Consider the following 23,647-nt stretch of genomic DNA (forward strand, 5'->3'; position numbering starts at 1 on the left):
GGTGCCTTCAATGCTCCGCAGGATCCGGGAATTCGATAATCCTGGATCGTCGGATATAAGCGGCGCCGCGATGGGTCGGCTCAGCGACGGCGAGCGTTGTCGCCGGCGGCCTTGACGGTCGTCCGTGTGGTGGACGGCGGGGCCTGGACGCTGCCGGTGCGCGCGATGCCGGAGGGCGCGGTGACGGGGTCGGCGGGTAGCTGCGCAAGGTGCCGAAGCCGCCAGACGAGGACTTCGCTGATAGAGGTGGCGCTGCCCAACTCCCTCTGCTGGGCTGCTTCGGCGAGCAGGTCGGCGGGGCTGTGGCCAGCGGCCTGGGCGTAGGCGAGGGTGGCCGCCAGGCCGGGCCAGCCGGGTTCGGCCAGGATCTGTTCCGCCAGGTCGGGGATGGCGTGGCGCAGGGCCGCTGCTTGCCGGTCTTGCAGGGGCCGGGACATGTGGCGGCCCCGCTGCTGGAGGAGGGTCATGGGCTGGGCCGCGGCGGCTTCGTAGGCGGCCCGGAGGTGGTCGGCTGCCTGGAGGGCGGCGACGGCCTGCTGGGCGTGGTTCTTCTTGGCGTGCCAGGCGGAGGCCGCTACGGCGAGGAAGAACGCCATGTCGATCAGCATCGCGCCCGTGGCACCGTCCTGGCCCCGCCCCAGGGCCGGACCGCTGTGCACGAGATCGCGGGCAGCTTGGCGCAGGGCCTCGTCCTGGCCGCGTTCGGCGCGCACGTGGGAGCGGGCCGCCCGCTCGAAGGCCGTGGCCGCATGCCGCAGCTGGGTGCGGGTGTGGGCGGCGGAGGTCTTGGCGAGGGCGTCGAGGACTTCGCCGGCGGCGGCGAGCTGGGCGGCCACGGTTCCGTCGTCACCGTGATCGATGAGGAGCACCGCCTGCCAGACAGCTCCCGTGGCGCGGCGACGAGCGGATGCGGGACGGCTTGCCTGGGCGGGCGTAGGCCGGGCCTGTGCGCCCGTCCAGCGTTCGCGGAGGCGGGGCAGGGAGAGGTCGGGCGCGAGCTTGGACCCCGAGTAGTGGACGGGCGCACCGTCCTTGTTGCGGTCCTCGGGCAGGGCGACGGTGTAGCCGAGGGTGTCGCCGGAGGGGGCTATCCGGCGCTTGACGAGGAGGCCGGCGGAGGCGACGCGGTCGAAGAACTCCGCCTCCGACCCGGTACCCGCTGCAGCGCGGCGGACGGTCTCGCGCAGTTCCTCGCGGGCGGTACGGTCCCGGCCCTGTCGCTGGGCTTTGTGGCGTTCGGCGCTGGTGGGGCGCTTGGCTGCGGTCCCGTCCCCGGGCGCCACACGGTAGAGGTCGTAGTCGGCCTCGATGCGACGGCATTCCGCCTGGGCGCGCTTGCCGGAGCGGTGGTGGTCAGGCTTGCGGCCGTCTTCGCGTACGAGGGTGGCGATGAGGTGGACGTGGTCGTCGGCGTGGCGGATGGCCGCCCAACGGCAGCCCGCACCGTCGCCAGGGTCGATGCCGGTGGCGGCGATGACGCGGCGGGCGATGTCCGCCCACTCGGCGTCGGTGAGCGTGCGGTCGCCGGGGGCGCTTCTGACGGAGGCGTGCCAGACGTGCTTGTCCGGTCGGGTGCCCGCAGGGAGCAGGTGGAGGGGTTCGTCGAGGAGCTGCTGGAGATCCTCCTCGGTGGCGCCGAGGTCGCGGCCGGGGTCAGGGGCGAGGCCGTCGAAGGAGGCGACCAGGTGAGGGTCGACGTGCTCCTCGGTCCGGCCGGCGCCAAAGAGGTAGGCGAGCAGACCGGCGGTGTCGCCGCCCTGCTTGTGGATGGAGGGGATCAAGCGGTCTGGGTTCCTTCGGGGTTGATCATGCGGGTCGTCAGCTGGCGGATGTCCTCGACGGCGCGGCGGACGGCGGCGATGGTGTCGTCGAGTCCTTCGGGGGCGATGCCCAGGTGCAGGGCTTTGGCCGTCTGGTTGAGGTTGTTGTTCGCGATGCCGAGCTGGCGGCGCAGTGCGAACAGGGTGGTGAGGACGTCCTGCTCGGTGGCGATGACGGCAGCGGTGCGGCTCAGGTCGCGGGCAGCGGCGAGTGTGCTGTGCGCGAGGAAGCCGGCCAGGGTCATGCCGACGGCCGCTGCGCCGGCGGAGGCGAGCGCGAGCTCTGGCTCGCTGAGGCGGACGCTTCGTGCGAGGCGCTGCTCGCTGGCTCGGGGCCGGGGCTTGCCCCGGCGCTTGGCAGGCTGCGGTCCGCCCTCGGCCGCCGCCTTTCCGTCCCGTGCCCCCTGGCGCGGGACGGAGCCCGCCACCCCCGGGGCGGGCTCCGGTTCGGACGCGCCCCCGACGGGGGAGTGTCCGAACCTCCAACTTGCTGCGCTGTTTGCTGGGGTGGGGGTCGGCTGCTGGCCGATGAGTGGGGGCTTCTCGTAGTCGTGCATGTGCGGGTGCTGCTCCTGTCGTGGAGGTGGTCGGACCGGCTGGTTCGGGGCCAGTCGGGTATGCCTCAGGTGGTGCTGGTTGCCTCGTCGAGCTCGGCCTGTACCTGAAGGGTGAGTTCGTCCCGGCGGTCCCGGCCGATGGGCAGTCCGTGTGCGCGTACGGCTTTCTCGATGTGGCGGCTGGAGGCGCGGCCATTGCGTCCGGTCGGGGCGTTGCGCGCGATGACGAGGAGCTCGTCGAGCGGGACGGTGGCTTTGCGACCGGCGCGCTTTTTCGGCGGGGTCCGGGATTCCGCCACTTGCTCGACGCCTTGCGCCACTGTGCTGACGGCCGCTTGTTCCGTGGGAGTGCTCTCACCGTGGCGGAGGCCGCTGGGAGCGGACGAGGGGGACTCGGGTAGGGGGGCGGTTCCGGAGTCCACCAAGGGGTTGTCGCGGTTGACCACAGAGTTTGTGGCGTCGGGGAGGGAGACCTCGGGCGGGCTGCTGGCACCCGGATCCGGCATTGCGACGAGGCGGTGCACCTGACGCATCAGGACGCCGAAGGCGAGCAGCGCAGCAGTCGGCGGGACGGCGGCGACCACGTAGTCGAGGACGGGGACCGGGGTGTCCCCGCTGCCGCTGACCCCGGCCACGTTGAGCGCGATGGAGCCCACCGACCCGGCAGCGGTCAGCGCGATCGCCCAGCCGTCCGGCTCCCGGCGAAGGCCGGCATGGAGCATGAGCAGCTCGCCGATGACGATGAAGGTGTCCAGGGTCGCCGGCCAGGCCCACTGGCGTATGGGGGAGACCGCCAGGCCGTGGCGTCCGGCGACCTCGGCCAGGTGCGCGTACGAGAGCCAGAACGCGGCAGCGGTCAGCACGAGGATGAATGCTCCCGCTACGACGAGGACGTACTTCCCGGCAGCCTGGGTGCTGGAGCGGGGGTGGGAGACGGGGGCGTTGTTGGTGCTCAGAAGGGTGCTCCGTGTGGGTTTCTGCGGAGGCGATCACGGCGTTCACGGAGGGGGCGTACACGCGAGCCCCCTTCTAAAGGGGGGCTCGCGCGTGAACGCTCTGGCACGTGTACGGCGTACGCGTGCGTGATCGTCTGACCTGCGGGTTTGTGTGAATCGTGTACGTCGGCGAAACCGTGTGGGCGGGGGCGTGCCCCGGGGGCGCGTGTACGCCCCCGTGCACGGTTCGCAGGCCCCGACCGCGGAGCTAGGAGACGGCGCCGATGTGCCTGACGGAGGCGCGGTAGCGGGCCTGCTGGCCGCCTCCGCTGCCGCCTGCGGCGCCTTCGGCCTTGACCGCGAGTCCGGTCTTGACGAGGCGGTCCAGGGTGCGACGGGCCTTCTCGGTGGCGGCGCGGTCGGGGTTGTTCTCGCCGCTCTGGATGAGGGCGAGTTCGCGGACGGTCAGTCCGTCGGGGCGCCCCCGGAGGATCTCGACGGGATCCAGCGCGGGGTCGACCCTGGTGGTGCCGCGCTCGTGGTCGTGGATGACCTGGAGCGGGCCTATCTCCCCGGTGGGGGTCTTGAGGTGGTGGAGCGTGACGGCGAGGTCGCCGGCCTCTCCGCCCACGTACAGGACGCTGCCCGCGCCGGAGACGATGTGCGTGGAGCCGTACACCCGGTCCAGGGTGGGCTTCTGGGCGCGCGGTGTGCCCTCGCCGGCCTTGCGCTGGTGGTGCAGTTCCAGGACCTCGACCCCTTCGCGCATGGCCCGTTGGCGGGCGTTGTTGTACGCGACGCCGAGGGCGTCGTCGACCAGGGTGCTCACCGCGTCCTTCAGGCTGTCGATCACGATCGTGTCGGCCCCGTGGGCATTGGCGAGGTCGGCAAGGAGGTCGGGCTCCTTGTCGAGCGTCGCGGGCAGCGGGCCCTGCCAGACGGCCAGCCCGTCGCGCAACCGCGTCTCGTGCTCGGGCTTGATGCGGCGGGCCAGGGCGCGGGCGATCTGCTTGTACCGGTCCAGCGCCAGGTACAGCACCCGCTTGCCCGGTGCGACCGGCATGTCCAGGACGCTGTCGGCCAGGCCCAGGCGGGCGAAGATCACCTGGTGCGCGAGGGTCGTCTTGCCGACGCCGGGAGCGCCGACGATCATCAGGCTCTCCCCGGAGGACCAGGCGGTCTGCTCGCGGGTGCCCCACAGCGGGTCGGTGTCGGCACCGGATTCGGTGACGAAGCTCCACCCGTCGGTTATGAACCGGGATAGCCGTCCCTGTCCGGACGCCAGGGCGCGCTCGCCCTCGGCGCGGACCTCGGCCGCGACCTCGCTGCGGATCGAGTCGGGGTCGGCGCCCGGCTCCATAGTCCGCTGCACGGTGCGCATGCCGGAGGCGCGCAGGCGCCGCAGGTCCGCCTTCCTCCGCACGATCCCGGCGTAGTGGATCGCGCCGCCGACCGAAGGTGTGGCCTGCGCGAGTTGGTGGAGGTAGGACGCGCCTCCGATGCGATTCAGGTCGTCCTGCTCCCGCAGCCGGTCGGCGAGCACGATCGGGTCGGTCGGCTTGTCCTCGCTGCGCAGGGCCAGGATCGCCCGCCACACAGTCTCGTGCGCGGGGCGGTAGAAGTCCGGCCCCTCAAGGAGGTTGCGGACCGCGTCGATGATGTCGGCGCTGAACATGCAGGCGCCCAAGACCGCGGCCTCCGCGTCCGAGTCGTACGGCGGCACGGCGGTCATGTCGGTCGCGGCGAGGTGTGGCGGGTTCGGCGCGGGGTCGTCCATACTGGACAAGAAGCTCCTCTACGTGCGGGCCACATGGGACGGCAATCCCGGCCTCGCAGGTCAGTCGTTCAGGGATGGGCGGCGTGAGGTTTGCGCTTTGGGCCCCTCGGTGTTGGACCACCGGGGGGCTTTTTGCATGTCTGGCTACGGGATGGCGGGCTCCAGGGGATCGCTGCGGTCTTCTGGGGATGATCGAATCGTACCACAGATTATGCGGTTCGCAGAGATCTATGCGAACCGCAGAAGGTGATGTATGGTTTTGGCATGCCGCGAAACTGTGGCCGCCGCAGCAACAGGAAGGAGGGGTGATGCCGGACGACGAGAGCGACGCCCCCGAGGGGGTGCTGCTCAGCGGCGAGGAGAACGCCGCCGTGCGGATCAAGCTGGAGCGAGAGAAGCGCGGTTGGAGCACCACCGCGCTGTCCGACCTGCTCAACGAGTCGGGTTTCGACATGAATCCGTCCGCGGTCTGGCGCATCGAGAACCGCAAGCGCCGGATCAACCTCGACGAGGCCATCGGCTTCGCCGAGATCTTCGGCGTCCCGCTCAGCAACTTCGTCGGGCCGCCGAGCCTGGCGGCCATGGGCCGCGCCATGGAGCTCATCGACAACGTGGTGGCCACCTATCGGGCCTCCGCGCGCGCCAGCTCCGAAGCCACTAAGGCTCGGGACGAGCTCTCCGCATACCTGGCCGACCATCCGGAGATCAGCGCCGAGGCCGACGCGATGGTCTCCAACGCCATCGCCGCCGAGCTGGTGAAGATCAACACGGAGCGGTACGGGCCACCTCCCGGCGCGTAGCCGCACCCCTCTCCACTCCGCTGCCCTGGGCCCGCAAACCCCCAGGTCGCAGCCGTAGTACCGCCCATCCCATCCCTGAACGACACACCGGCCGGCTCAGGGGGTTGCCGCCCCCGCCCAGCCCGGCCAGAAACCGGAGCACTGCTTGCGCCACCAGGCGATACCCCACACCTCCACCCAGCGCCCGCGCACCGCGAAGGAGGTGACCACCCCCGACACCTTCCTCACCGTGGAGCAGGCCGCCGAACGCCTCGGCACCGGTGTGCGCTTCATCCGGCGCCTCATCCAGGAACGCCGCATCGGCTACGCCAAGTTCGGCAAGCACGTCCGCATCGCCGACAGCGTCCTGTCCGCGTACATCGACGCGAGCACCGTCCCCACCCTCCGCGACGCCCGTTCCCGCTTCGGGAAGGCGGCCTGATGGCGGCCCGCAAGCCGCAGCGGCGGCGCGAATTCGGCACCACCCGCCAGCTCCCGTCCGGCCGTTGGCAGGCCCGGTACTGGGCGCCCGACGGTAGTCGGCGCACGGCTCCGGAGACCTTCGCGACGAAGACGGACGCGCAGGACTGGCTGACCCTCACCAAGGCGGACATCCAGCGCAACCACTGGACCGACCCCGACGTGGGCAAGGTCAACTTCGAGGAGTACGCGCTCAAGTGGGTGGACGAGCGGGGCCTCGCCGCCACCACGGACGAGCTCTACCGCCGGCTCCTGCGCCTGCACGTCCTCCCCGGCTTCGGTGACCTCGACCTGGACGAGATCACCCCGCCGACCGTGCGAACTTGGCGGGCCGAGCGCCTGACCGTCACCGGCGCCACGACGGTGGCCAAGTGCTACCGGCTACTGAGGGCCATCATGGAGACGGCGACCGACGACGAGCTGATCCGCCGCAACCCGTGCCGCATCAGGGGCGCGGGCAGCGAACAGGCCAAGGAGCGCTCGACCGCGACCGTCGCCCAGGTCGACGCCCTCGCCGAGGCCATGGGCCCGCGCTGGCGGCTGATGGTCTACTTCTGCGCCTACGGCCCGATGCGCCCAGAGGAGCAGGCGGCCCTGCGCCGGACCTCGGTCACCCTGGACCCCCTCGCCGTACGGATCACGGAGGCGGCCCCGGAGCTGAACACCGGCCGCCGCGTCGAGGGCGACACCAAGTCGGCGGCGGGCGTCCGCACCATCCACCTGCCGGCCTTCCTCTACATGGAGGTCAAGCGGCACCTGGACTGGTTCGCGGAGAAGGAGCCCGACGGCCTGCTGTTCGTGGGGGAGAAGGGAGCACCGTTCCGGCGCACGTCCTTCGGCCGCAAGTGGGCCAAGGCCCGCGCGAAGGTCGGACTGCCGAAGGACTTCCGCTTCTACGACCTGCGCCACACCGGCCACACCCTCTCCACGCAGTCCGGCGCGACCCTCAAGGACACGATGGTCCGCGCCGGCCAGTCCTCGGAGAAGGCCGCGATGATCTACCAGCACTCCGACGACGAACGTCAGCAGGAGGTCGCCGGAGGCATCGACGCACGGGTCCGCGCCGCCCGCCAGAAGGCGCCGCCGAAGCCGCAGCTCGCGCGGGAAGCATGACCGGCAGGGGCGGAGGCAAGGGAATTGCCTCCGCCCCGTGCGTCGGCGAGGCCACTCGGCATCGGAACCCATTCAAGGGACTGCGTGGCCCGTCGTCAGGGACCATTCGGCCCATGCCAGGAGCGGGGCGGCGCTGGACGATGTGAGTGAAGGCTTTCGTGGCCGTCGGGAGGTGATCGGTCGTGATGTTCTGGTACAACCACGACGTCAGCGGCTGGGGCTGGTTCGCGATGTCGGTCGGCATGATCCTGTTCTGGGCGCTGATCATCACCGTTGCGGTGCTGCTCTTCCGGGCTATCGCCCGCCCCCACGAGCACACCCACGTGCCTGCGACGCCGAGTCCCGAGCAGGTCCTTGCCGCCCGGCTCGCTCGTGGCGAGATCGACGAGGACGACTACCGTCGCCGCCTCGGCGCCCTGCGCCGGGCCGGTCCCGACCCTCAACCATGAGGACGCGCGGGCACAGCACGCTCCCGCCCTCCCCCGAGGAAAGCGAGACGCCGTGAACACCAACCGCAATTACGGCCTATACGCCATCGCCGCGGCGATCGTTCTGGTCGGAGCCCTCGCACTGGGAATCCCGCTGGCGGCCCTGGCCTGGATCGCGATCATTGCCATGTGCCCGCTGATGATGTTCTTCATGATGCGAGGCATGCGCGACAACAGGGACGGCCACGACATGCAGGAAATGGAGGACATGGACCGCAGGCACGACGACCATCCCAGGCCCCGACGGAAGTGACCGCCTGGCAGGGGGCGGGAGGCGGGCACGTCCCGACTGACACCGCTGTCACGGGAACGTCGCCCTGCTCCCCTTCCGCGCCGTCATGCGCCCGCGTGCCGTATCAGCCGTTGCGGCGCGGCTGCGACCGCCGCAGGCTGCTGGCAGGCGAACCGTTTACATGGATGAGCACGTACGCGCCCAGGAGCTGAACGCGCATGAGGCACCCGCCAGGACTTGGACCAAGCGATCCGCGAAAGGATCGGAGCACGGCGGTGCTGGACGTGCGGGGCATGGTGCGTGCCAGTCAGCAGAACACCGTCGCCGCTGTTCTGGGCCGCCGGCCGGGGGTCCTGGACGTCGAGGTCAACCCCGTGGCGCAGTCGGCCACCGTCGTCTTCGACCCGACGCGGACCTCACTGGCCGAGCTGCGCGGCTGGGTGACCGAGTGCGGCTACCACTGCGCCGGCCAGTCGGTGCCGTCGCACATCTGCGACCCGATGGACGAGCCTGACCCGCCCGGCCCCGCGCGAGCGCCCGAAGCCGTGCGGCCCGCGCACGTGGGGCACGAGCCAGAGGTCATGCACTCGCCCCACGAGGCGACGGTGGAGGATGACGGCCATCACGGTCATGGCGGCCATGCGGGGATGTCGATGGCGGCGATGGCCGCCGACATGCGCAACCGCTTCCTCGTCGCGGTGATCTTCTCCATTCCGATCGTGATCTGGTCCCCGATCGGCGAGGAGGTCTTCGGCTGGCACGTGCCCGTGCCGTTCGGGCTCCGCCAGGACGTGTGGGCGCTCCTGCTGAGCCTGCCGGTGATCTTCTACTCGTGCTCGATCTTCTTCGTCGGCGCCGTACGGGCGCTGCGCGCCCGGACGCTGGACATGATGGTGCTGGTGGCGGTCGCCGTCGGCGCGGGCTGGCTGTACTCCCTCATCGTCACGCTCACCGGCGGCGGGGACGTCTTCTACGAGGCCGCCACCGTGCTGGCGTCCTTCGTCCTGCTCGGCCACTGGTTCGAGATGCGCGCCCGCGGAGGCGCCAACGACGCGATCCGCGCCCTGCTGGACCTCGCCCCGCCCAAGGCCGTCGTCCTGCGGGACGGCGAACCTGTCGAGGTCGCCACCGCCGAGGTGGCCGTCGGTGACCTGCTGCTCGTACGCCCCGGAACGAAGATCGCCGCGGACGGGGTCGTGGAGGAGGGCGAGAGCGAGGTCGACGAGTCGACGGTGACGGGGGAGAGCCTGCCGGTGCACAAGGCGCCGGGCTCCGCCGTGGTCGGTGCGACCCTCAACGCCAACGGCACCCTGCGGGTACGGGCGACCAGGGTGGGCGCGGACACGGCACTGGCCCAGATCGTCAAGCTGGTCCAGGAGGCCCAGAATTCGAAGGCGCCGGGCCAGCGGCTCGCCGACCGAGCCGCATTCTGGCTGGTCTTCGTCGCCCTCATCGGCGGTGCGCTCACCCTCGCCGTCTGGCTGCTGGCCACCGACCGCCCCTTCAGCAGCGCGATGCTCTTCGCGATCACGGTGGTCGTCATCACCTGTCCGGACGCGCTGGGCCTGGCCACTCCCACCGCGATCATGGTCGGCACCGGCCTGGGGGCCAAGCGGGGAGTTCTGTTCAAGAACGCGATGGCCCTGGAGACGTCCGCCGGGATCCAGACCGTGGTGATGGACAAGACCGGCACCCTCACCAAGGGCGAACCCGAGGTCACCGAGGTGATCACCGCACCCGGCCGAGACGAGGACGAGATCCTGCGGCTGGTCGCGGCGGTCGAGCGGGAGTCCGAGCACCCGCTGGCCGAGGCGGTCGTACGCCACGCCGAGTCGCGCGGCGTCGGGCCGGCGCAGGCCCGGCACTTCGAGAACGTTCCCGGCCACGGGGCGACCGCCGTGGTGGACGGCCACCGGGTCGCCGTGGGCAACCGCCGGCTGGCCGAACGCGAAGGCGTGGACCTCGGTCCTCTGGCCGCCCGGCGGGACGACCTCGCGGCCACCGGCCGCACCGTCGTCATCGCCGCTGTCGACGGCCAGGCCGCCGCCCTCATCGGCATCGCCGACGCACCCCGGGAGACCTCCCAGGCTGCCGTACGCGAACTGCACGCCCTCGGCATCGAGGTCGTCATGCTCACCGGCGACAACCAGGCCACCGCCGAACGGATCGCGCAGCGCCTGGGCATCGACACCGTCATCGCCGAGGTCCTGCCCGGCGACAAGGCCGCCACCATCGCCGAGCTCCAGCACGGCGGCCGCAAGGTCGCCATGGTCGGCGACGGCGTCAACGACGCACCCGCCCTCGCCCAGGCCGACCTCGGCATCGCCATCGGCGCCGGCACCGACGTCGCCATCGAGACCGCAGACCTCGTCCTGATGCGCTCCGACCCCCTCGACGTCCCCACCGCCCTGCGCATCGGCAGGGGCACCCTGCGCAAGATGCGCCAGAACCTCGGCTGGGCCATCGGCTACAACGCCATCGCCCTGCCCATCGCCGCAGGCGTCTTCGAACCCGCCACCGGCCTGATCCTGCGCCCCGAGATCGCGGCACTGTCCATGTCCGGATCCAGCATCATCGTCGCCGTCAACGCCCTCGCCCTCAAACGCCTCCACCTGCCACGCCCGGCCCCTACGGCCCCGGCGGATGGAGGTGATGGCAATGGCCGGTGACCTGGCCCAGGTCGCGCGCCGGGTACGAGTGCGGCCTACGGTGGGAAATGTGACCGTCCGCGAGCCCCGCACCCCGCCGCAGCCCCAGCCGATGCCGCGGCTCAGGCTGCTGCTCGTTCTCGGACTCACCCTCGGGCTGCTCGGCATGCACGCTCTGGGCACTGCCGCCGCGCTGCCGTCGACGGGCGGCACCGAGCACATGTCCCACCACGTGGCGGCGGCGCAGGCCGGCCCGCAGTACCTGTGCCCCGACGATGACCCGGGCCCGACCCGCCACGGCGGACACGCGGACCAGATGTGCGCATCCGCGGCCCTGCCCGGATCCCCCGGCATCGCCGCGCCGGACACCGCGCCCCTCACCGGCATGCCGAGCGGCATCGCCGACGCCTCGGCCGCGCTGCCGCTCGCGCCGGCCTACGAGCCCGCTGGCGGGCGGGCGCCACCCATGCTCGCCGAACTCCAGATCCTGCGGATATAGGGGCTCCTCCTGTGGCACGCGCCCGAGGCGCAGGCCACGGACGGCCCAGCCCTTCCTTCCCGCATCCGATCACTGGAGCCCAACGAAATGAACACGAACCGATCCCTGCCGCACCGCGCGGCCCTGGCGGCCACCGCGGTCGCCGCCGGCCTGGTCCTGGCCGCGTGCGGCAGCGACAACAGCGCGAACACGGCCGGAACCACTCCCGCGACCACGACCGCCCCGGCGTCGACGGAGGCCGACCGGCACAACCAGGCGGACGTCACCTTCGCGCAGGGGATGATCCCCCACCACCGTCAGGCCATCCTGATGTCCGACATGGTCGCCACCCACGGCGCCTCCGCCGACGTCAAGACACTCGCGGAGAAAATCAAGAAGGCCCAGGCCCCGGAGATCGAGACCATGTCCGGCTGGCTCAAGGAGTGGGGCGAGAAGGTCCCCACCGGCACCAGCATGGACGGCATGGGCCACGGCGACTCCGGCATGCCCGGGATGATGAACGACCAGGACATGAACCAGCTCGGCAACGCCAAGGGCAACGCCTTCGACACCATGTTCCTGACCATGATGATCGAGCACCACGAAGGCGCCATCGACATGGCCAAGACGGAGAAGCAACAGGGCGCCTACAACCCCGCCAAGGCCCTGGCCGACGACATCATCACCTCCCAGACCGCCGAGATCGCCCAGATGCGCACCATGCTCAAGACAGGCTGACAGCGGCAGGGCGGCGACCTCGCCGCCCTGCTCCATCAGGGCCGAGCACCGCGGTTCCCTGAACCGGACAAGATCCCCAATTCGTGTGATCAACAACGGGGCTGCCGGACAGTGGGAGATGACAGCCGGATAGGGTCCCGGCATGGTCACGGCCCGGGCTGCTTTCAGCACGAGGCGGACCCGCCGCCCGGCGGGCCCGCTGCGGCTGCTGTGGCTGGCCGCCCTGCTGTTCGCCTTCCTCTACACGCACGCCGCCGGAGCCGAAAGCGCCTCCGCGCATGTCACCGGTGGCGGCGTCGCAGTGCCCCACCCGGCGCTCGCGGAGACCGAAGGTGCCCGGCCCGACCACGACGAGACGTCCGACGGGCGCGACCACGACAGCGGGCACTCCCACCCCGCCGCGGCGTGCGCCACCATCCACCTGCAGCAGGGCTGCGACCTGCCCGGCCCGCCACTGGTCCCCCTCGCGGAGCTGGCTCCCGCCGACGCCGGGACGACGCCGCAGTCCTGGTGCCGGACCTTCCCGGCAAGCCTTCCTTCCTTGCACAGTTCCCTCGGCTCAGTGGTGCAACAGGTATAGATCTGGGCGCTTTGCCCTGATCTGCCCTGACTCTCGTTGTCGACCCCGGCCCGCCCCACAGCGGGTTCGTCAGCGATGAGCCCCGCCCGCAGCACCCAAGGAACTCGCACATGACCTCCACCCAGCTCCTCGGCGCCCGGACCCCAGACGCCGCGCCCGCCCCTCCCGCCGTGGGGCGGGCCGCCCGGCGCAAGCAGCACTCCTCCCGCAAGCGGTCGTTCGCCGCCCGCTACCTCGGATACGTCGGCTACTTCGTCGGCGCCGGCCTCATCAGCGGCGCGGTCGTCCACCACCCGCTCGACCCCGACCGCTACACCCGAATCGCCGTCTACGGCGCCCTCGTCTTCCTCGCGGCGACGGTCCTCAACGAGTTCCTCCTTACCCGGGAGCGTCCCGGGCTCCCGCGCATGCTGGCCGTGATCGGCTCCTCGCTGCTGCTCTCGTTCGGCATCGGCATGCTGAGCGGCGGCCTCCAGCACTTCGACGACTTCCCTGCCCGCGGCGCCGTCCTCGTCCCCGCCGGTCTGGTCGTCTCCTTCGTCGCCTACGTCATCAAGGACGCAGACACGCCCTGGCACCGGATCTTCGGCCTTGTGGGACTCGCCGTCCTCGCCGTGGCGGCCCTCGCCCTCTTCGGCCTGCGCGAGGTCGCCGCCTCGATGGAAGGCGCCCCGGGCGGCGGGCACAGCCATGGAACCGAAGGGGAACCGGCAGACAGCCACGGCTCCGCCCCCGAACCGACCGCACCCGTACCGACTACCCCTGCCCAGGGCGCCTCTCCCACGCCGAAGCCCTCTTCGCCTGCACCGACCCACAACGACGGGCATGCCCACTAGGGACTTGCCGCCAACGGCGGCTTTGTGGAAGCGAATTCACACAAAGCCGCCCGAGTGTGGTGCAGGTCACACGAAAGGCGTCTCGCGATTCGAGACGACCTGGGCTTGAGGTGGCCGATGTGGTGCGCCGCGACCCCTCCGAGCAGGCGATTCCCGCGAGTTGGGGCACGCGGAGGGCACGGCAAGGGCTGAGAGGTCTAGACAACGAAGAAGGCCCAGGTCGCTGACCTGGGCCTTCTTGTAAGAGCGGATGACGGGAATCGAACCCGCGCTATAAGCTTGGGAAGCTCATGTTCTACCATTAAACTACATCCGCATATCGGTCCAGTTGTCCGGAGCCGTATCGTTCCTCACCCTACCCCATGATCGGCCCCCGGTGAATTCACCGCGGGGTCGCCTTCGCGTGTGGGGTGCACGGAGGGTCGTGGGGGCGGGAGTTGGGGCGTACCGTATGCGTGCGCGGCGACCGCTGGAGTGGCGGCTGGAGTGGGTCTCGTTCATCCCCTAATGTGGCGATTCGTCGCAGTACGGCTGGTTGGGGAAAGGGACTCGATGGAGCACACCGTCGTCCGTTGTGCCGAAGGGCACGTATTCAGCACCGCTTCGTTCCCGCTGCAGCACCTCGGTGCCGGCCGGATCGGGCCGGGTCGGCTGCTGCGGTGTCCGCGCTGCGCGCGCCTGCGGCACGCCGTGCCCGTGGGAGCGGCGGCGAAGCGGTAGACACCGGCGCGCGGGGGTCCGCCTCGATTGGGGCGGCCCGCGCGCTCTGCGTATCCTCGGGACGTGCTTCTCTCTGATAAAGACATCCGGGCCGAGATCGACTGCGGACGGGTTCGCATCGACCCCTTCGACGAGTCGATGGTGCAGCCCTCCAGCATCGATGTACGTCTCGACCGGTTCTTCCGGGTCTTCGAGAACCACCGCTACGCCCACATCGACCCCGCCACCGAGCAGGCGGATCTGACCCGGATGGTCGAGCCGGACGGGGACGAGGCGTTCATCCTCCACCCGGGTGAGTTCGTACTCGCCTCGACCTACGAGGTCATCTCGCTGCCCGACGACATCGCCTCCAGACTGGAGGGGAAGTCCAGCCTGGGCCGCCTCGGTCTGGTGACGCATTCGACCGCCGGCTTCATCGACCCCGGGTTCTCCGGCCACGTGACCCTCGAGCTGTCGAACCTCGCCACGCTGCCGATCAAGCTCTGGCCGGGTATGAAGATCGGGCAGCTGTGCCTGTTCCGGCTCAGCTCGCCCGCGGAGTTCCCGTACGGGAGCGAGCGGTACGGATCGCGGTACCAGGGCCAGCGCGGCCCGACGGCCTCGCGGTCCTTCCAGAACTTCCACCGGACCCAGGTGAGGCACGAGGCATGAGTGACGGAGTGAGTGGCGCAGTGCGCGAGAACCTTGACTACGAGGGATTCGGGCGGGCCGTGCGCGAGCTGGCGCAGACCATCGCCGACGACGGCTACGAGCCCGACATCATCCTGAGCATCGCCCGGGGCGGGGTGTTCGTCGCCGGCGGGCTGGCGTACGCGCTGGACTGCAAGAACATCCACCTGGTGAACGTGGAGTTCTACACCGGCGTCGGCACCACCCTGGAGATGCCGGTCATGCTCGCGCCCGTGCCCGAGGCGATCGACTTCACCGACAAGAAGGTGCTGATCGCCGACGACGTCGCCGACACCGGCAAGACGCTGAAGCTGGTCCACGACTTCTGCCTCGGGCACGTCGCCGAGGTCCGGTCGGCCGTCATCTACGAGAAGTCCCACTCGCTCGTGAAGTGCGAGTACGTGTGGAAGAAGACCGACGAGTGGATCAACTTCCCCTGGTCGGTCGAACCGCCCGTCGTGAAGCGTGAGGGTCAGGTTCTCGACGCCTGAGGGTTGATGTTCGTGCGAAGGGGCCCGCCGCGCCGGAAAGCGTGGCGGGCCCCTTCGTCACGGTCACGTCAGATCGTGCCCAGCTTGATGATCGACAGCAGGGCCACCAGCTGGATCGCGGACGCGCCCAGCGCCTTCGGCCACGGCAGGTCGTGCGATTTGGCGACGAGCGAGGTGAAGAGCGCGCCGGCCGCCACCCAGGTGGCCCAGCCCAGCACCTGGACGAGCATGTTGTCGCCGCTCAGGAACATCGCGAACAGCAGGCGAGGCACGTCGGTGAGGCTCATGACCAGCATCGACAGGCCCACCGTCGGCTGCCACGCCCCGTCGCCGCCCAGCTGGCGGGCCAGCGTGTGGGTGACGGTGCCGAGGATCAGGCCGCAGATCACGAAGGCCACGCCCGCCGACAGCACGATCGGGATGGCGTTCGGCAGGGTCGCGTTGAGGACGTCCTTGCGGGTGTCGTCGAGGCCGAAGACCGCGAGCAGCCCGTAGAGGAAGGTCACGATCAGCGCCGGCCCCCAGACGGCGTAGTCACGCATCTGGAGGAAGGTCGGCCCCGGCCGCGTCACGATGCCGCGCAGCAGTTCCTTCCACGGCAGCCGCGGACCGGTGGGGGCGGCGGCCTGGGCCGCGCCGGCCTGGTAGGTCCCGCCCTGGTTGTACGGGTACGGGTCCTCGCCGAAGACGAAGGCGCGGGTGTGCCCCGGGGCGTCGCCCGGGTTTCCGCCGCCGTGCCCGTACCCGGGGTCCTGGCCGTAGCCGGGTCCCGGGCCGGGACCCGCGTGCGGGTCGAAGTACTCGGGCTCGCCGTGGCCCCCGGGGGCGGCCTGCTGCGGCCACTGCTGGGGGGCGTAGGGCTGCTGGCCGTACGGTGCGGGCTGCTGGGGCGCCTGGTGGGGCGCCTGCTGCTGACCGTACGGCTGCTGCCGCGGGGGTTGTTGCGGGGTGCGGTTGTTGTCCCGGCCGCGTCCGATCCTGAATCCAGCCACGTGATCGAAAGTACCCGCTCCGGAGCGGCCCGGTGGCCGAGGTGCCGGAAGTGGCCCCCTTTGCGGCTGACCTGTGACATCCCCTAGGGGGTCCTGGAGAGGCTTCTCAGGGTGGGTTACGCGGCTGCGCGGCAGTCTGTTGATCCCCGTTACACGCTCGATGGAATACGGACATACCGGGCCCGTAGCTTCGTTGGTGTCGCCGCAGCCCGCGAAGCACGCACGAGTGCGTATGAGTGCGTATGGGTGCGTATGAGCACGTACGAGCATGAGAAGAGCCCCGAAATGCGCAGCCCCCGCCGCCGCACCACCCTCCGTACCGCCGCCGTCGTCGCCGGTGCGGCCGTCGTCCTGGCCCTTCCGGTCGGATCCGCCTTCGCGGACTCTCCGGCCGCCCCGGAGCCCCAGGCCGTGCCCGGCGCCGGCGCCGACCAGCCGCGGGTGGACCCGCAGGTCGATCCGCAGGTGGACCCGCAGGTGGACCCGAGCGTCCCGCCCACCACGCCGACCGTGACGCCGTCGGTCCGGGCGTACGTCACGACCGTGAAGCTGGCCGACGGGTCGGTCGCCAAGGTGTACAAGTTCGGCGACGGCCACTTCGAGGCCGACGTCTTCTCCGGCGACGTCAAGCTCGACACCCTGGTCAGCAAGGGCGGCGCGGCGGCGTACGGCCAGAACAACGGCCTGCACGTGGTCCTCCAGCCGAACGGCACCGTCACCTCGTGGGTCGAGGGTGCGACGCCCAAGCCGAAGCCGAAGCCGAAGCCGAAGCCGAAGCCGGTGGAGAAGGTGGAGAACTCGGTACAGGTCGCCATGCCCGACGGGCGGAACGCGAGGCTGATCGACAGTCCGAACGGCAAGCGCGTCGAGATCTCGATGCCGAACGGGAACCTCCTCGGGACGATCGATCTGAAGCACCCGAACGCGGTGAACGACGGCTGGACGTACAAGCTCGTCCAGGACGGGAAGCGCGTGAAGTTCGTCGTCATCGACGGCAACAACGGCGGGAACAGCTGGGTGTACGACTTCGCCACCGGCAAGCTGATCGAGAGGTACGAGGTCGCCAAGGACGGGAAGCAGCCCGCCAAGCGGCCTGCGGTCCAGCCCGTGGTTCAGCCCGTGGTCAAGCCCGTCGTCCAGCCCGTGGTGACGGACGCGGCGGCCGACACGGCGAAGGCCGGCGACCGGGTCGTGCCCAAGGGCGGCGTGAAGGCCGGTGCGGAGGGTGTCATGCCGGTGGCCGCCGCCGGTGACGACTCGCTGCTCCTCGCCGCCGGCGGCGGCATGGCCGCGCTCGGTGCCGCGGGCCTGGGCTTCGCGATGCTGCGCCGCAGCCGGAGCGACCGGTCCTGATCCGCCCCGGACCCCGGACCCCGTACAGCGGAACGGCCCGCCCCCACAGGGGGCGGGCCGTTCCGCTGTACGTCGCCGCGCGGGCTACTTCGCCCCGGCTTCGGTCCCCGGCTCGGCCGGGGCCTCCGCGACGGGCTTCGCAGCCGCCTCGGGCTTCGCCGCAGGCTCCGGCTCCGCCTCTGCCACGGGCTCCGCAGCCGTAGCCGCAGCCGCAGCCGCAGGCGCCTCGGCCACCGGCTCCGCAGCAACCGCCTCCGCAGCCACCGGTTCCGCCACCGGCTCCGGCTCTTCCACCGGCTCCGGGATCTTCACCGATTCCAGCAGCAGCTGCGCCACGTCCACGACCTGGACGTGCTCCTTCGCCTGGCCGTCGTTCTTCTTGCCGTTCACCGAGTCGGTCAGCATCACCAGGCAGAACGGGCACGCCGTCGACACGATGTCCGGGTTCAGGGACAGGGCCTCGTCGACGCGCTCGTTGTTGATGCGCTTGCCGATCCGCTCCTCCATCCACATCCGCGCGCCACCGGCGCCGCAGCAGAAGCCCCGCTCCTTGTGGCGGTGCATCTCCTGCTGCCGCAGGCCCGGCACGGCCGACATGATCTCGCGCGGCGGCGTGTAGACCTTGTTGTGCCGGCCCAGGTAGCAGGGGTCGTGGTACGTGATGAGCCCGTCGACCGGGGTGACCGGGGTGAGGCGGCCCTCGTCGATCAGGTGCTGGAGCAGCTGCGTGTGGTGGATGACCTCGTACTCGCCGCCCAGCTGCGGGTACTCGTTCGCGATGGTGTTGAAGCAGTGCGGGCAGGTGGAGACGATGCGCTTCGCCGACTTCGGCTTCTTCGTCTCCGGGTCCTCGTCATCCTCGCCGAACGCCATGTTCAGCATCGCGACGTTCTCCTGCGCGAGCTGCTGGAACAGCGGCTCGTTGCCCAGGCGGCGCGGGGAGTCACCCGTGCACTTCTCGTCGCCGCCCATGATCGCGAACTTGACGCCCGCGATGTTCAGCAGCTCCGCGAAGGCCTTCGTGGTCTTCTTCGCCCGGTCCTCCAGCGCGCCGGCGCAGCCGACCCAGTAGAGGTAGTCGAACTCGGAGAGGTCCTCCGCGTCCTTGCCGATGATCGGGACCTCGAAGTCCACCTCCTTGGTCCACTCGACGCGCTGCTTCTTCGCGAGGCCCCAGGGGTTGCCCTTCTTCTCCAGGTTCTTGAGCATCGTGCCCGCCTCCGACGGGAACGCGCTCTCGATCATCACCTGGTAGCGCCGCATGTCGACGATGTGGTCGATGTGCTCGATGTCGACCGGGCACTGCTCGACGCACGCGCCGCACGTGGTGCAGGACCACAGCACGTCCGGGTCGATGACGCCGTTCTCCTCGGCCGTGCCGATCAGCGGGCGCTCGGCCTCGGCGAGGGCGGCCGCGGGGACGTCCTTCAGCTGCTCCGCCGTGGCCTTCTCGTTGCCCTCCATGTCCTTGCCGCCGCCGGCCAGCAGGTACGGGGCCTTGGCGTGCGCGTGGTCGCGCAGCGACATGATCAGGAGCTTCGGGGACAGCGGCTTGCCCGTGTTCCAGGCCGGGCACTGCGACTGGCAGCGACCGCACTCGGTGCACGTGGAGAAGTCGAGGATGCCCTTCCACGAGAACTGCTCGACCTGCGAGACGCCGAAGACGTCGTCCTCGCCCGGGTCTTCGAAGTCGATGACCTTGCCGCCGCTGGTCATCGGCTGCAGCGCGCCGAGCGCCACGGCGCCGTCCGCGTTGCGCTTGAACCAGATGTTCGGGAAGCCGAGGAAGCGGTGCCAGGCCACGCCCATGTTGGTGTTCAGCGAGACCACGATCATCCAGATCATGGAGACGCCGATCTTGATCATCGCGGTGATGTAGATCGCGTGCTGCAGTCCGCTGAAGGTGAGGCCCTTGAAGGCCAGCACCAGCGGGTACGAGGCGAAGTAGGCGGGCTCGTAGCCCTCGACGTGGTGGATCGCGCCCTCGAGGCCGCGCAGGCACAGGATGGCGAGGCCGATGGTGAGGATGACGTACTCGACGAAGTACGCCTGCCAGGACTTCGAGCCGGCGAAGCGCGACTTGCGGCCGGCCCGGGAGGGCAGCGACAGCAGTCGGATCGCCATCAGCACGAGGATGCCCACGACCGTCATCAGGCCGATGAACTCGGTGTAGAGCTCGAAGGGCAGGAAGTCGCCGACGATCGGCAGCAGCCAGTCCGCCTGGAAGAGCTGTCCGAACGCCTGGACCAGGGTGGGCGGCAGGGTCAGGAAGCCGATCGCGACGAACCAGTGCGCGAAGCCGACGAGGCCCCAGCGGTTCATCCGGCTGTGGCCGAGGAACTCCCGGACCAGGGTGAGCGTTCGTGCCTTCGGATCGTCCGTACGGCTGCCGGCCGGTACGGGTTGTCCGAGCTTCACGAAGCGGTAGATCTGCGCCACGGCTCGGGCGAGCAGCGCGACACCGACCACGGTCAGGACCAGCGACACGATGATCGCGGCGAGTTGCATGGAAGGGCTCCTCGGGCGGCACTTACTAAGCGGTAACTTATCCAGTCAAGGCTTGAGGTTACCCAGTCCCGACGCCGCAATGTAGCCGAGCGCGCGGTGATCTGCGTCGCTCGCCCGCACCTCGGGCACTCCCCGGGTCTCAGGCCCGCCTGTGCCGCCAGGCCGCCCGCGGGGTCTGCGCGAGGATCTCCAGGTCCATCCCCAGCCAGTGGTTCTCCACATAGTGCCGGTCCAGCAGGTCCATCTCCTCCCACGGCAGGTCCGAACGCGCGCTCACCTGCCACAGCCCGGTCATCCCGGGCCGTACGAGGAGCCGGTCGGGCCGGTCCGACGCGCTGTTCCCGGGGCGCGGCCCGACCAGCGACATCTCCCCGCGCGCCACGTTGATCAGCTGGGGCAGCCCGTCCAGCGCGCAGCGTTCCAGCGCCGCCCCGGCCCGGCCCTTGCCGACCCGGAACCGCCAGGTCCGGTACGGCCGCCCGCCCAGCCCGGCCGCCGGTTCGCGTACGAGGACCCGCGCGCCCTGGGCCGCGTACAGCAGGCCGGCGAGCAGGGTCAGCGGCACCGCGAGCAGCGCCAGCAGGAGGAGCGCGCCGGCCAGGTCGAGGGTGCGCTTGGCGGAGGGGGCCCGCCAGACGGGCACGGCGATCGGCAGGTGCATGGGGGCACCGTGCCCCACGGGCCGGGGGAAGCCGGTGCGCCGCGCTGCGCGGTTCCGCGAGGGTCCCCCGCTCGGCCGCCTTGCGCGTAAGGAACGCCTAAAGGTTGAGCCCCCTCGACTCAGCTCTGTTGACGGGCGGTCCGGGTTGGTGCATTCTTGAGCCTGTTCCACTCAAGTCAGCTGGAGGAATCAAAATGGCACGTGCGGTCGGCATCGACCTGGGCACCACTAACTCCGTCGTCAGCGTTCTGGAAGGCGGCGAGCCCACCGTCATCACCAACGCCGAGGGCGCCAGGACCACGCCGTCCGTCGTCGCCTTCGCCAAGAACGGCGAGGTCCTCGTCGGCGAGGTGGCCAAGCGCCAGGCGGTCACGAACGTGGACCGGACCATCCGCTCCGTCAAGCGCCACATGGGCACTGACTGGAAGATCAACCTGGATGGCAAGGACTTCAACCCGCAGCAGATGAGCGCCTTCATCCTGCAGAAGCTGAAGCGCGACGCCGAGGCGTACCTGGGCGAGAAGGTCACGGACGCGGTCATCACCGTCCCGGCCTACTTCAACGACTCCGAGCGCCAGGCGACGAAGGAGGCCGGCGAGATCGCGGGTCTGAACGTCCTTCGCATCGTCAACGAGCCGACCGCCGCCGCCCTGGCGTACGGCCTCGACAAGGACGACCAGACCATTCTCGTCTTCGACCTCGGTGGCGGCACCTTCGACGTCTCGCTCCTCGAGATCGGCGACGGCGTCGTCGAGGTGAAGGCCACCAACGGTGACAACCACCTCGGTGGCGACGACTGGGACCAGCGCGTCGTCGACTACCTGGTGAAGCAGTTCCAGAACGGCCACGGCGTCGACCTGGCCAAGGACAAGATGGCGCTCCAGCGTCTGCGCGAGGCCGCCGAGAAGGCGAAGATCGAGCTGTCCTCCTCCACGGAGACCTCGATCAACCTGCCCTACATCACGGCTTCGGCCGAGGGCCCGCTGCACCTGGACGAGAAGCTCACGCGCGCCCAGTTCCAGCAGCTGACCGCGGACCTGCTCGACCGCTGCAAGAACCCGTTCCACAACGTCATCAAGGACGCGGGCATCAACCTGTCCGAGATCGACCACGTGGTCCTGGTCGGCGGCTCCACCCGCATGCCGGCCGTCGCCGAGCTCGTCAAGGAGCTCACCGGCGGTCAGGACGCCAACAAGGGCGTCAACCCGGACGAGGTCGTCGCCCTCGGCGCGACCCTCCAGGCGGGCGTTCTCAAGGGTGAGGTCAAGGACGTCCTGCTCCTCGACGTGACCCCGCTGTCCCTCGGTATCGAAACCAAGGGCGGCATCATGACCAAGCTCATCGAGCGCAACACCACGATCCCGACCAAGCGGTCCGAGATCTTCACGACGGCCGAGGACAACCAGCCGTCCGTGCAGATCCAGGTCTACCAGGGCGAGCGCGAGATCGCGGCGTACAACAAGAAGCTCGGCATGTTCGAGCTGACCGGCCTGCCGCCGGCCCCGCGTGGCGTCCCGCAGATCGAGGTCTCCTTCGACATCGACGCGAACGGCATCATGCACGTGACCGCGAAGGACCTCGGCACGGGCAAGGAGCAGAAGATGACCGTCACCGGCGGCTCCTCGCTCGCCAAGGACGAGGTCGACCGCATGCGCCAGGAGGCCGAGCAGTACGCGGACGAGGACTCCCGCCGCAAGGAGGCGGCCGAGTCCCGCAACCAGGGCGAGCAGCTCGTCTACCAGACGGAGAAGTTCGTCAAGGACAACGAGGACAAGGTCCCGGCCGAGGTCAAGGACGAGGTCCAGGCGTCCATCGACGAGCTGAAGGAAAAGCTCAAGGGCGAGGACACCGCCGAGATCCGCACCGCGACCGAGAAGCTCGGAGCGGTCAGCCAGAAGCTGGGCCAGGCGATCTACGCCGACGCGCAGGCCGCCCAGGGCGCGGCCGGCGGCGCCGGTGACGCGGGCGAGTCCAAGGCCGCCGACGACGACGTCGTCGACGCCGAGATCGTCGACGACGAGAAGCCGAAGGGCGGCGCTGCCTGATGTCGGAGGAGACCCCGGGCTTCGACGAGAAGCCCGAAGTCCCCACCGGCGCGGGCGCGGACGACGCGGCCGCCGAGCCGAAGACCGCCGACTCCTCGAAGGAGAAGTCGGCGGCTCCGGCCGGGGACGTAAGCGCGGATGTGGCACTGCTCGCCCAGCTGGACCAGGCCCGCACCGCGCTCGGTGAGCGCACCGCGGACCTGCAGCGGCTCCAGGCGGAGTACCAGAACTACCGCCGTCGCGTGGAGCGGGACCGGATCGCCGTCAAGGAGATCGCGGTCGCGTCCCTCCTGACGGAACTGCTCCCGACCCTGGACGACATCGGCCGGGCGCGGGAACATGGCGAGCTGGTCGGCGGCTTCAAGTCGGTGGCCGAATCGCTGGAGACCGCCGCGGCCAAGATGGGCCTGCAGCAGTTCGGCAAGGAGGGCGAGCCCTTCGACCCGACGATCCACGAGGCCCTGATGCACTCGTACGCGCCGGACGTCACCGAGGACACCTGCGTGGCGATCCTGCAGCCGGGCTACCGGATCGGCGAGCGCACGATCCGCCCCGCGCGGGTCGCGGTGGCCGAGCCCCAGCCGGGCACGGCGCCGAAGTCCGAGGCGGCGGAGGCCCAGGCCCCGTCGGACCCGTCGGACCTGTCGGCCAAGGACGCGGATGCCCCCGACGAGGGCTGACGCTGAACACGTGGGACCAGCAGGACCAGCAGGACCAGTAGGACAAGAGGCACGAGAGGAGGGACAC

Annotated in this window: 22 protein-coding genes and 1 tRNA gene; 15 read left to right on the top strand and 8 right to left on the bottom strand. The window is 70.3% G+C overall.

The window, feature by feature from the left end:
- Positions 1-80: 80 nt before the first annotated feature.
- From DRB96_RS00220 to DRB96_RS00235, 4 genes are all read right to left on the bottom strand, one after another.
- Positions 81-1,781: a relaxase/mobilization nuclease domain-containing protein gene (locus tag DRB96_RS00220; protein ID WP_112446204.1), complete on the bottom strand. Its 1,701-nt coding sequence runs from the start codon at positions 1,779-1,781 to the stop codon at positions 81-83.
- The gene (locus DRB96_RS00225) at positions 1,778-2,377 is read right to left on the bottom strand and encodes a plasmid mobilization relaxosome protein MobC (RefSeq protein WP_343234494.1); all 600 of its coding nucleotides are present in this window, start codon (positions 2,375-2,377) and stop codon (positions 1,778-1,780) included. Before DRB96_RS00225 ends, DRB96_RS00220 begins: the two co-directional genes overlap by 4 nt.
- Before the next feature lie 65 nt (positions 2,378-2,442).
- Positions 2,443-3,240 (bottom strand): DUF2637 domain-containing protein, encoded by a 798-nt coding sequence (locus DRB96_RS00230; RefSeq protein WP_343234495.1) that lies wholly within the window; start codon positions 3,238-3,240, stop codon positions 2,443-2,445.
- Positions 3,241-3,580: 340 nt separating this feature from the next.
- Positions 3,581-5,089 (bottom strand): DnaB-like helicase N-terminal domain-containing protein, encoded by a 1,509-nt coding sequence (locus DRB96_RS00235; RefSeq protein ID WP_239516725.1) that lies wholly within the window; start codon positions 5,087-5,089, stop codon positions 3,581-3,583.
- A 308-nt stretch (positions 5,090-5,397) separates the two neighbouring features.
- Between DRB96_RS00235 and DRB96_RS00240 the strand changes: the two genes are divergently transcribed.
- The 10 genes from DRB96_RS00240 (at position 5,398) to DRB96_RS00285 (ending at position 13,461) form a co-directional block, all read left to right on the top strand.
- Positions 5,398-5,889, top strand: a complete 492-nt coding sequence (locus tag DRB96_RS00240) for a helix-turn-helix transcriptional regulator (RefSeq protein ID WP_112446207.1) — start codon at positions 5,398-5,400, stop codon at positions 5,887-5,889.
- A gap of 202 nt (positions 5,890-6,091) precedes the next feature.
- Positions 6,092-6,310, top strand: coding sequence for an excisionase family DNA-binding protein (locus tag DRB96_RS00245; RefSeq protein ID WP_037793234.1), 219 nt, complete (start codon positions 6,092-6,094; stop codon positions 6,308-6,310).
- Positions 6,310-7,461: a site-specific integrase gene (locus tag DRB96_RS00250; protein ID WP_112446208.1), complete on the top strand. Its 1,152-nt coding sequence runs from the start codon at positions 6,310-6,312 to the stop codon at positions 7,459-7,461. The genes DRB96_RS00245 and DRB96_RS00250 overlap by 1 nt, the downstream gene beginning before the upstream one ends.
- Before the next feature lie 185 nt (positions 7,462-7,646).
- A complete protein-coding gene (locus tag DRB96_RS00255; RefSeq protein WP_037793232.1) occupies positions 7,647-7,910 on the top strand; it encodes a hypothetical protein in 264 nt (87 codons plus the stop codon).
- Positions 7,911-7,962: 52 nt separating this feature from the next.
- On the top strand, positions 7,963-8,202 hold the full coding sequence (locus DRB96_RS00260; RefSeq protein ID WP_112446209.1) for a DUF2933 domain-containing protein: 240 nt from the start codon (positions 7,963-7,965) through the stop codon (positions 8,200-8,202).
- Between the two features lie 272 nt (positions 8,203-8,474).
- Positions 8,475-10,850, top strand: coding sequence for a heavy metal translocating P-type ATPase (locus DRB96_RS00265; protein ID WP_239517697.1), 2,376 nt, complete (start codon positions 8,475-8,477; stop codon positions 10,848-10,850).
- 49 nt (positions 10,851-10,899) lie between these two features.
- A complete protein-coding gene (locus DRB96_RS00270) occupies positions 10,900-11,328 on the top strand; it encodes a DUF6153 family protein (RefSeq protein WP_239515982.1) in 429 nt (142 codons plus the stop codon).
- Between the two features lie 87 nt (positions 11,329-11,415).
- Positions 11,416-12,045: a DUF305 domain-containing protein gene (locus DRB96_RS00275; protein ID WP_112446211.1), complete on the top strand. Its 630-nt coding sequence runs from the start codon at positions 11,416-11,418 to the stop codon at positions 12,043-12,045.
- 142 nt (positions 12,046-12,187) lie between these two features.
- Positions 12,188-12,625 (top strand): hypothetical protein, encoded by a 438-nt coding sequence (locus tag DRB96_RS00280; protein WP_112446212.1) that lies wholly within the window; start codon positions 12,188-12,190, stop codon positions 12,623-12,625.
- 110 nt (positions 12,626-12,735) lie between these two features.
- Positions 12,736-13,461 carry a hypothetical protein gene (locus DRB96_RS00285; protein WP_037793166.1) on the top strand — a complete coding sequence of 242 codons (726 nt, stop codon included), beginning with the start codon at positions 12,736-12,738 and terminating at the stop codon, positions 13,459-13,461.
- A 245-nt stretch (positions 13,462-13,706) separates the two neighbouring features.
- Here the strand turns inward: DRB96_RS00285 and DRB96_RS00290 are convergent.
- Positions 13,707-13,777, bottom strand: a tRNA-Gly gene (locus DRB96_RS00290).
- A gap of 467 nt (positions 13,778-14,244) precedes the next feature.
- Here DRB96_RS00290 and dcd point away from each other — a divergent pair.
- The gene (gene dcd / locus DRB96_RS00300) at positions 14,245-14,832 is read left to right on the top strand and encodes a dCTP deaminase (RefSeq protein ID WP_112446214.1); all 588 of its coding nucleotides are present in this window, start codon (positions 14,245-14,247) and stop codon (positions 14,830-14,832) included.
- Positions 14,829-15,341 (top strand): phosphoribosyltransferase, encoded by a 513-nt coding sequence (locus DRB96_RS00305; RefSeq protein WP_112446215.1) that lies wholly within the window; start codon positions 14,829-14,831, stop codon positions 15,339-15,341. Before dcd ends, DRB96_RS00305 begins: the two co-directional genes overlap by 4 nt.
- A gap of 68 nt (positions 15,342-15,409) precedes the next feature.
- Here the strand turns inward: DRB96_RS00305 and DRB96_RS00310 are convergent, their stop codons facing one another.
- Positions 15,410-16,333, bottom strand: a complete 924-nt coding sequence (locus tag DRB96_RS00310; RefSeq protein WP_112446216.1) for a Yip1 family protein — start codon at positions 16,331-16,333, stop codon at positions 15,410-15,412.
- A gap of 285 nt (positions 16,334-16,618) precedes the next feature.
- On the opposite strand from DRB96_RS00310, the gene DRB96_RS00315 reads away from it, so the two are divergent.
- Positions 16,619-17,686: a hypothetical protein gene (locus DRB96_RS00315; RefSeq protein ID WP_112446217.1), complete on the top strand. Its 1,068-nt coding sequence runs from the start codon at positions 16,619-16,621 to the stop codon at positions 17,684-17,686.
- 84 nt (positions 17,687-17,770) lie between these two features.
- Here DRB96_RS00315 and DRB96_RS00320 read toward each other — a convergent pair whose 3' ends face one another.
- Positions 17,771-20,194: a (Fe-S)-binding protein gene (locus DRB96_RS00320; protein ID WP_239515983.1), complete on the bottom strand. Its 2,424-nt coding sequence runs from the start codon at positions 20,192-20,194 to the stop codon at positions 17,771-17,773.
- A 139-nt stretch (positions 20,195-20,333) separates the two neighbouring features.
- Positions 20,334-20,855, bottom strand: coding sequence for a sugar transferase (locus tag DRB96_RS00325; protein WP_112446218.1), 522 nt, complete (start codon positions 20,853-20,855; stop codon positions 20,334-20,336).
- Positions 20,856-21,049: 194 nt separating this feature from the next.
- Here DRB96_RS00325 and dnaK point away from each other — a divergent pair, with 194 nt between their 5' ends.
- Entirely contained in the window at positions 21,050-22,900 is a 1,851-nt protein-coding gene (gene dnaK / locus DRB96_RS00330) for a molecular chaperone DnaK (RefSeq protein WP_112446219.1), read from the top strand.
- The gene (gene grpE / locus DRB96_RS00335; protein ID WP_112446220.1) at positions 22,900-23,580 is read left to right on the top strand and encodes a nucleotide exchange factor GrpE; all 681 of its coding nucleotides are present in this window, start codon (positions 22,900-22,902) and stop codon (positions 23,578-23,580) included. Before dnaK ends, grpE begins: the two co-directional genes overlap by 1 nt.
- Positions 23,581-23,647: the final 67 nt, after the last annotated feature.

Origin of the sequence: Streptomyces sp. ICC1 (assembly GCF_003287935.1) — a bacterium.
GTDB classification, from domain to species: Bacteria; Actinomycetota; Actinomycetes; order Streptomycetales; family Streptomycetaceae; genus Streptomyces; species Streptomyces tritrimontium.

Bases quoted from the DNA above. Each gene is read 5' to 3' on its own strand.
- grpE (WP_112446220.1), top strand. From the start codon at position 22,900: ATGTCGGAGGAGACCCCGGGCTTCGACGAGAAGCCCGAAGTCCCCACC.
- DRB96_RS00240 (WP_112446207.1), top strand. From the start codon at position 5,398: ATGCCGGACGACGAGAGCGACGCCCCCGAGGGGGTGCTGCTCAGCGGC.
- DRB96_RS00265 (WP_239517697.1), top strand. From the start codon at position 8,475: ATGGTGCGTGCCAGTCAGCAGAACACCGTCGCCGCTGTTCTGGGCCGC.
- DRB96_RS00275 (WP_112446211.1), top strand. From the start codon at position 11,416: ATGAACACGAACCGATCCCTGCCGCACCGCGCGGCCCTGGCGGCCACC.
- DRB96_RS00320 (WP_239515983.1), bottom strand. From the start codon at position 20,194: ATGCAACTCGCCGCGATCATCGTGTCGCTGGTCCTGACCGTGGTCGGT.
- DRB96_RS00280 (WP_112446212.1), top strand. From the start codon at position 12,188: ATGGTCACGGCCCGGGCTGCTTTCAGCACGAGGCGGACCCGCCGCCCG.
- DRB96_RS00225 (WP_343234494.1), bottom strand. From the start codon at position 2,377: ATGCACGACTACGAGAAGCCCCCACTCATCGGCCAGCAGCCGACCCCC.
- DRB96_RS00285 (WP_037793166.1), top strand. From the start codon at position 12,736: ATGACCTCCACCCAGCTCCTCGGCGCCCGGACCCCAGACGCCGCGCCC.
- DRB96_RS00235 (WP_239516725.1), bottom strand. From the start codon at position 5,089: ATGGACGACCCCGCGCCGAACCCGCCACACCTCGCCGCGACCGACATG.
- DRB96_RS00305 (WP_112446215.1), top strand. From the start codon at position 14,829: ATGAGTGACGGAGTGAGTGGCGCAGTGCGCGAGAACCTTGACTACGAG.
- DRB96_RS00250 (WP_112446208.1), top strand. From the start codon at position 6,310: ATGGCGGCCCGCAAGCCGCAGCGGCGGCGCGAATTCGGCACCACCCGC.
- DRB96_RS00315 (WP_112446217.1), top strand. From the start codon at position 16,619: ATGCGCAGCCCCCGCCGCCGCACCACCCTCCGTACCGCCGCCGTCGTC.
- DRB96_RS00325 (WP_112446218.1), bottom strand. From the start codon at position 20,855: ATGCACCTGCCGATCGCCGTGCCCGTCTGGCGGGCCCCCTCCGCCAAG.
- dnaK (WP_112446219.1), top strand. From the start codon at position 21,050: ATGGCACGTGCGGTCGGCATCGACCTGGGCACCACTAACTCCGTCGTC.
- DRB96_RS00255 (WP_037793232.1), top strand. From the start codon at position 7,647: ATGTTCTGGTACAACCACGACGTCAGCGGCTGGGGCTGGTTCGCGATG.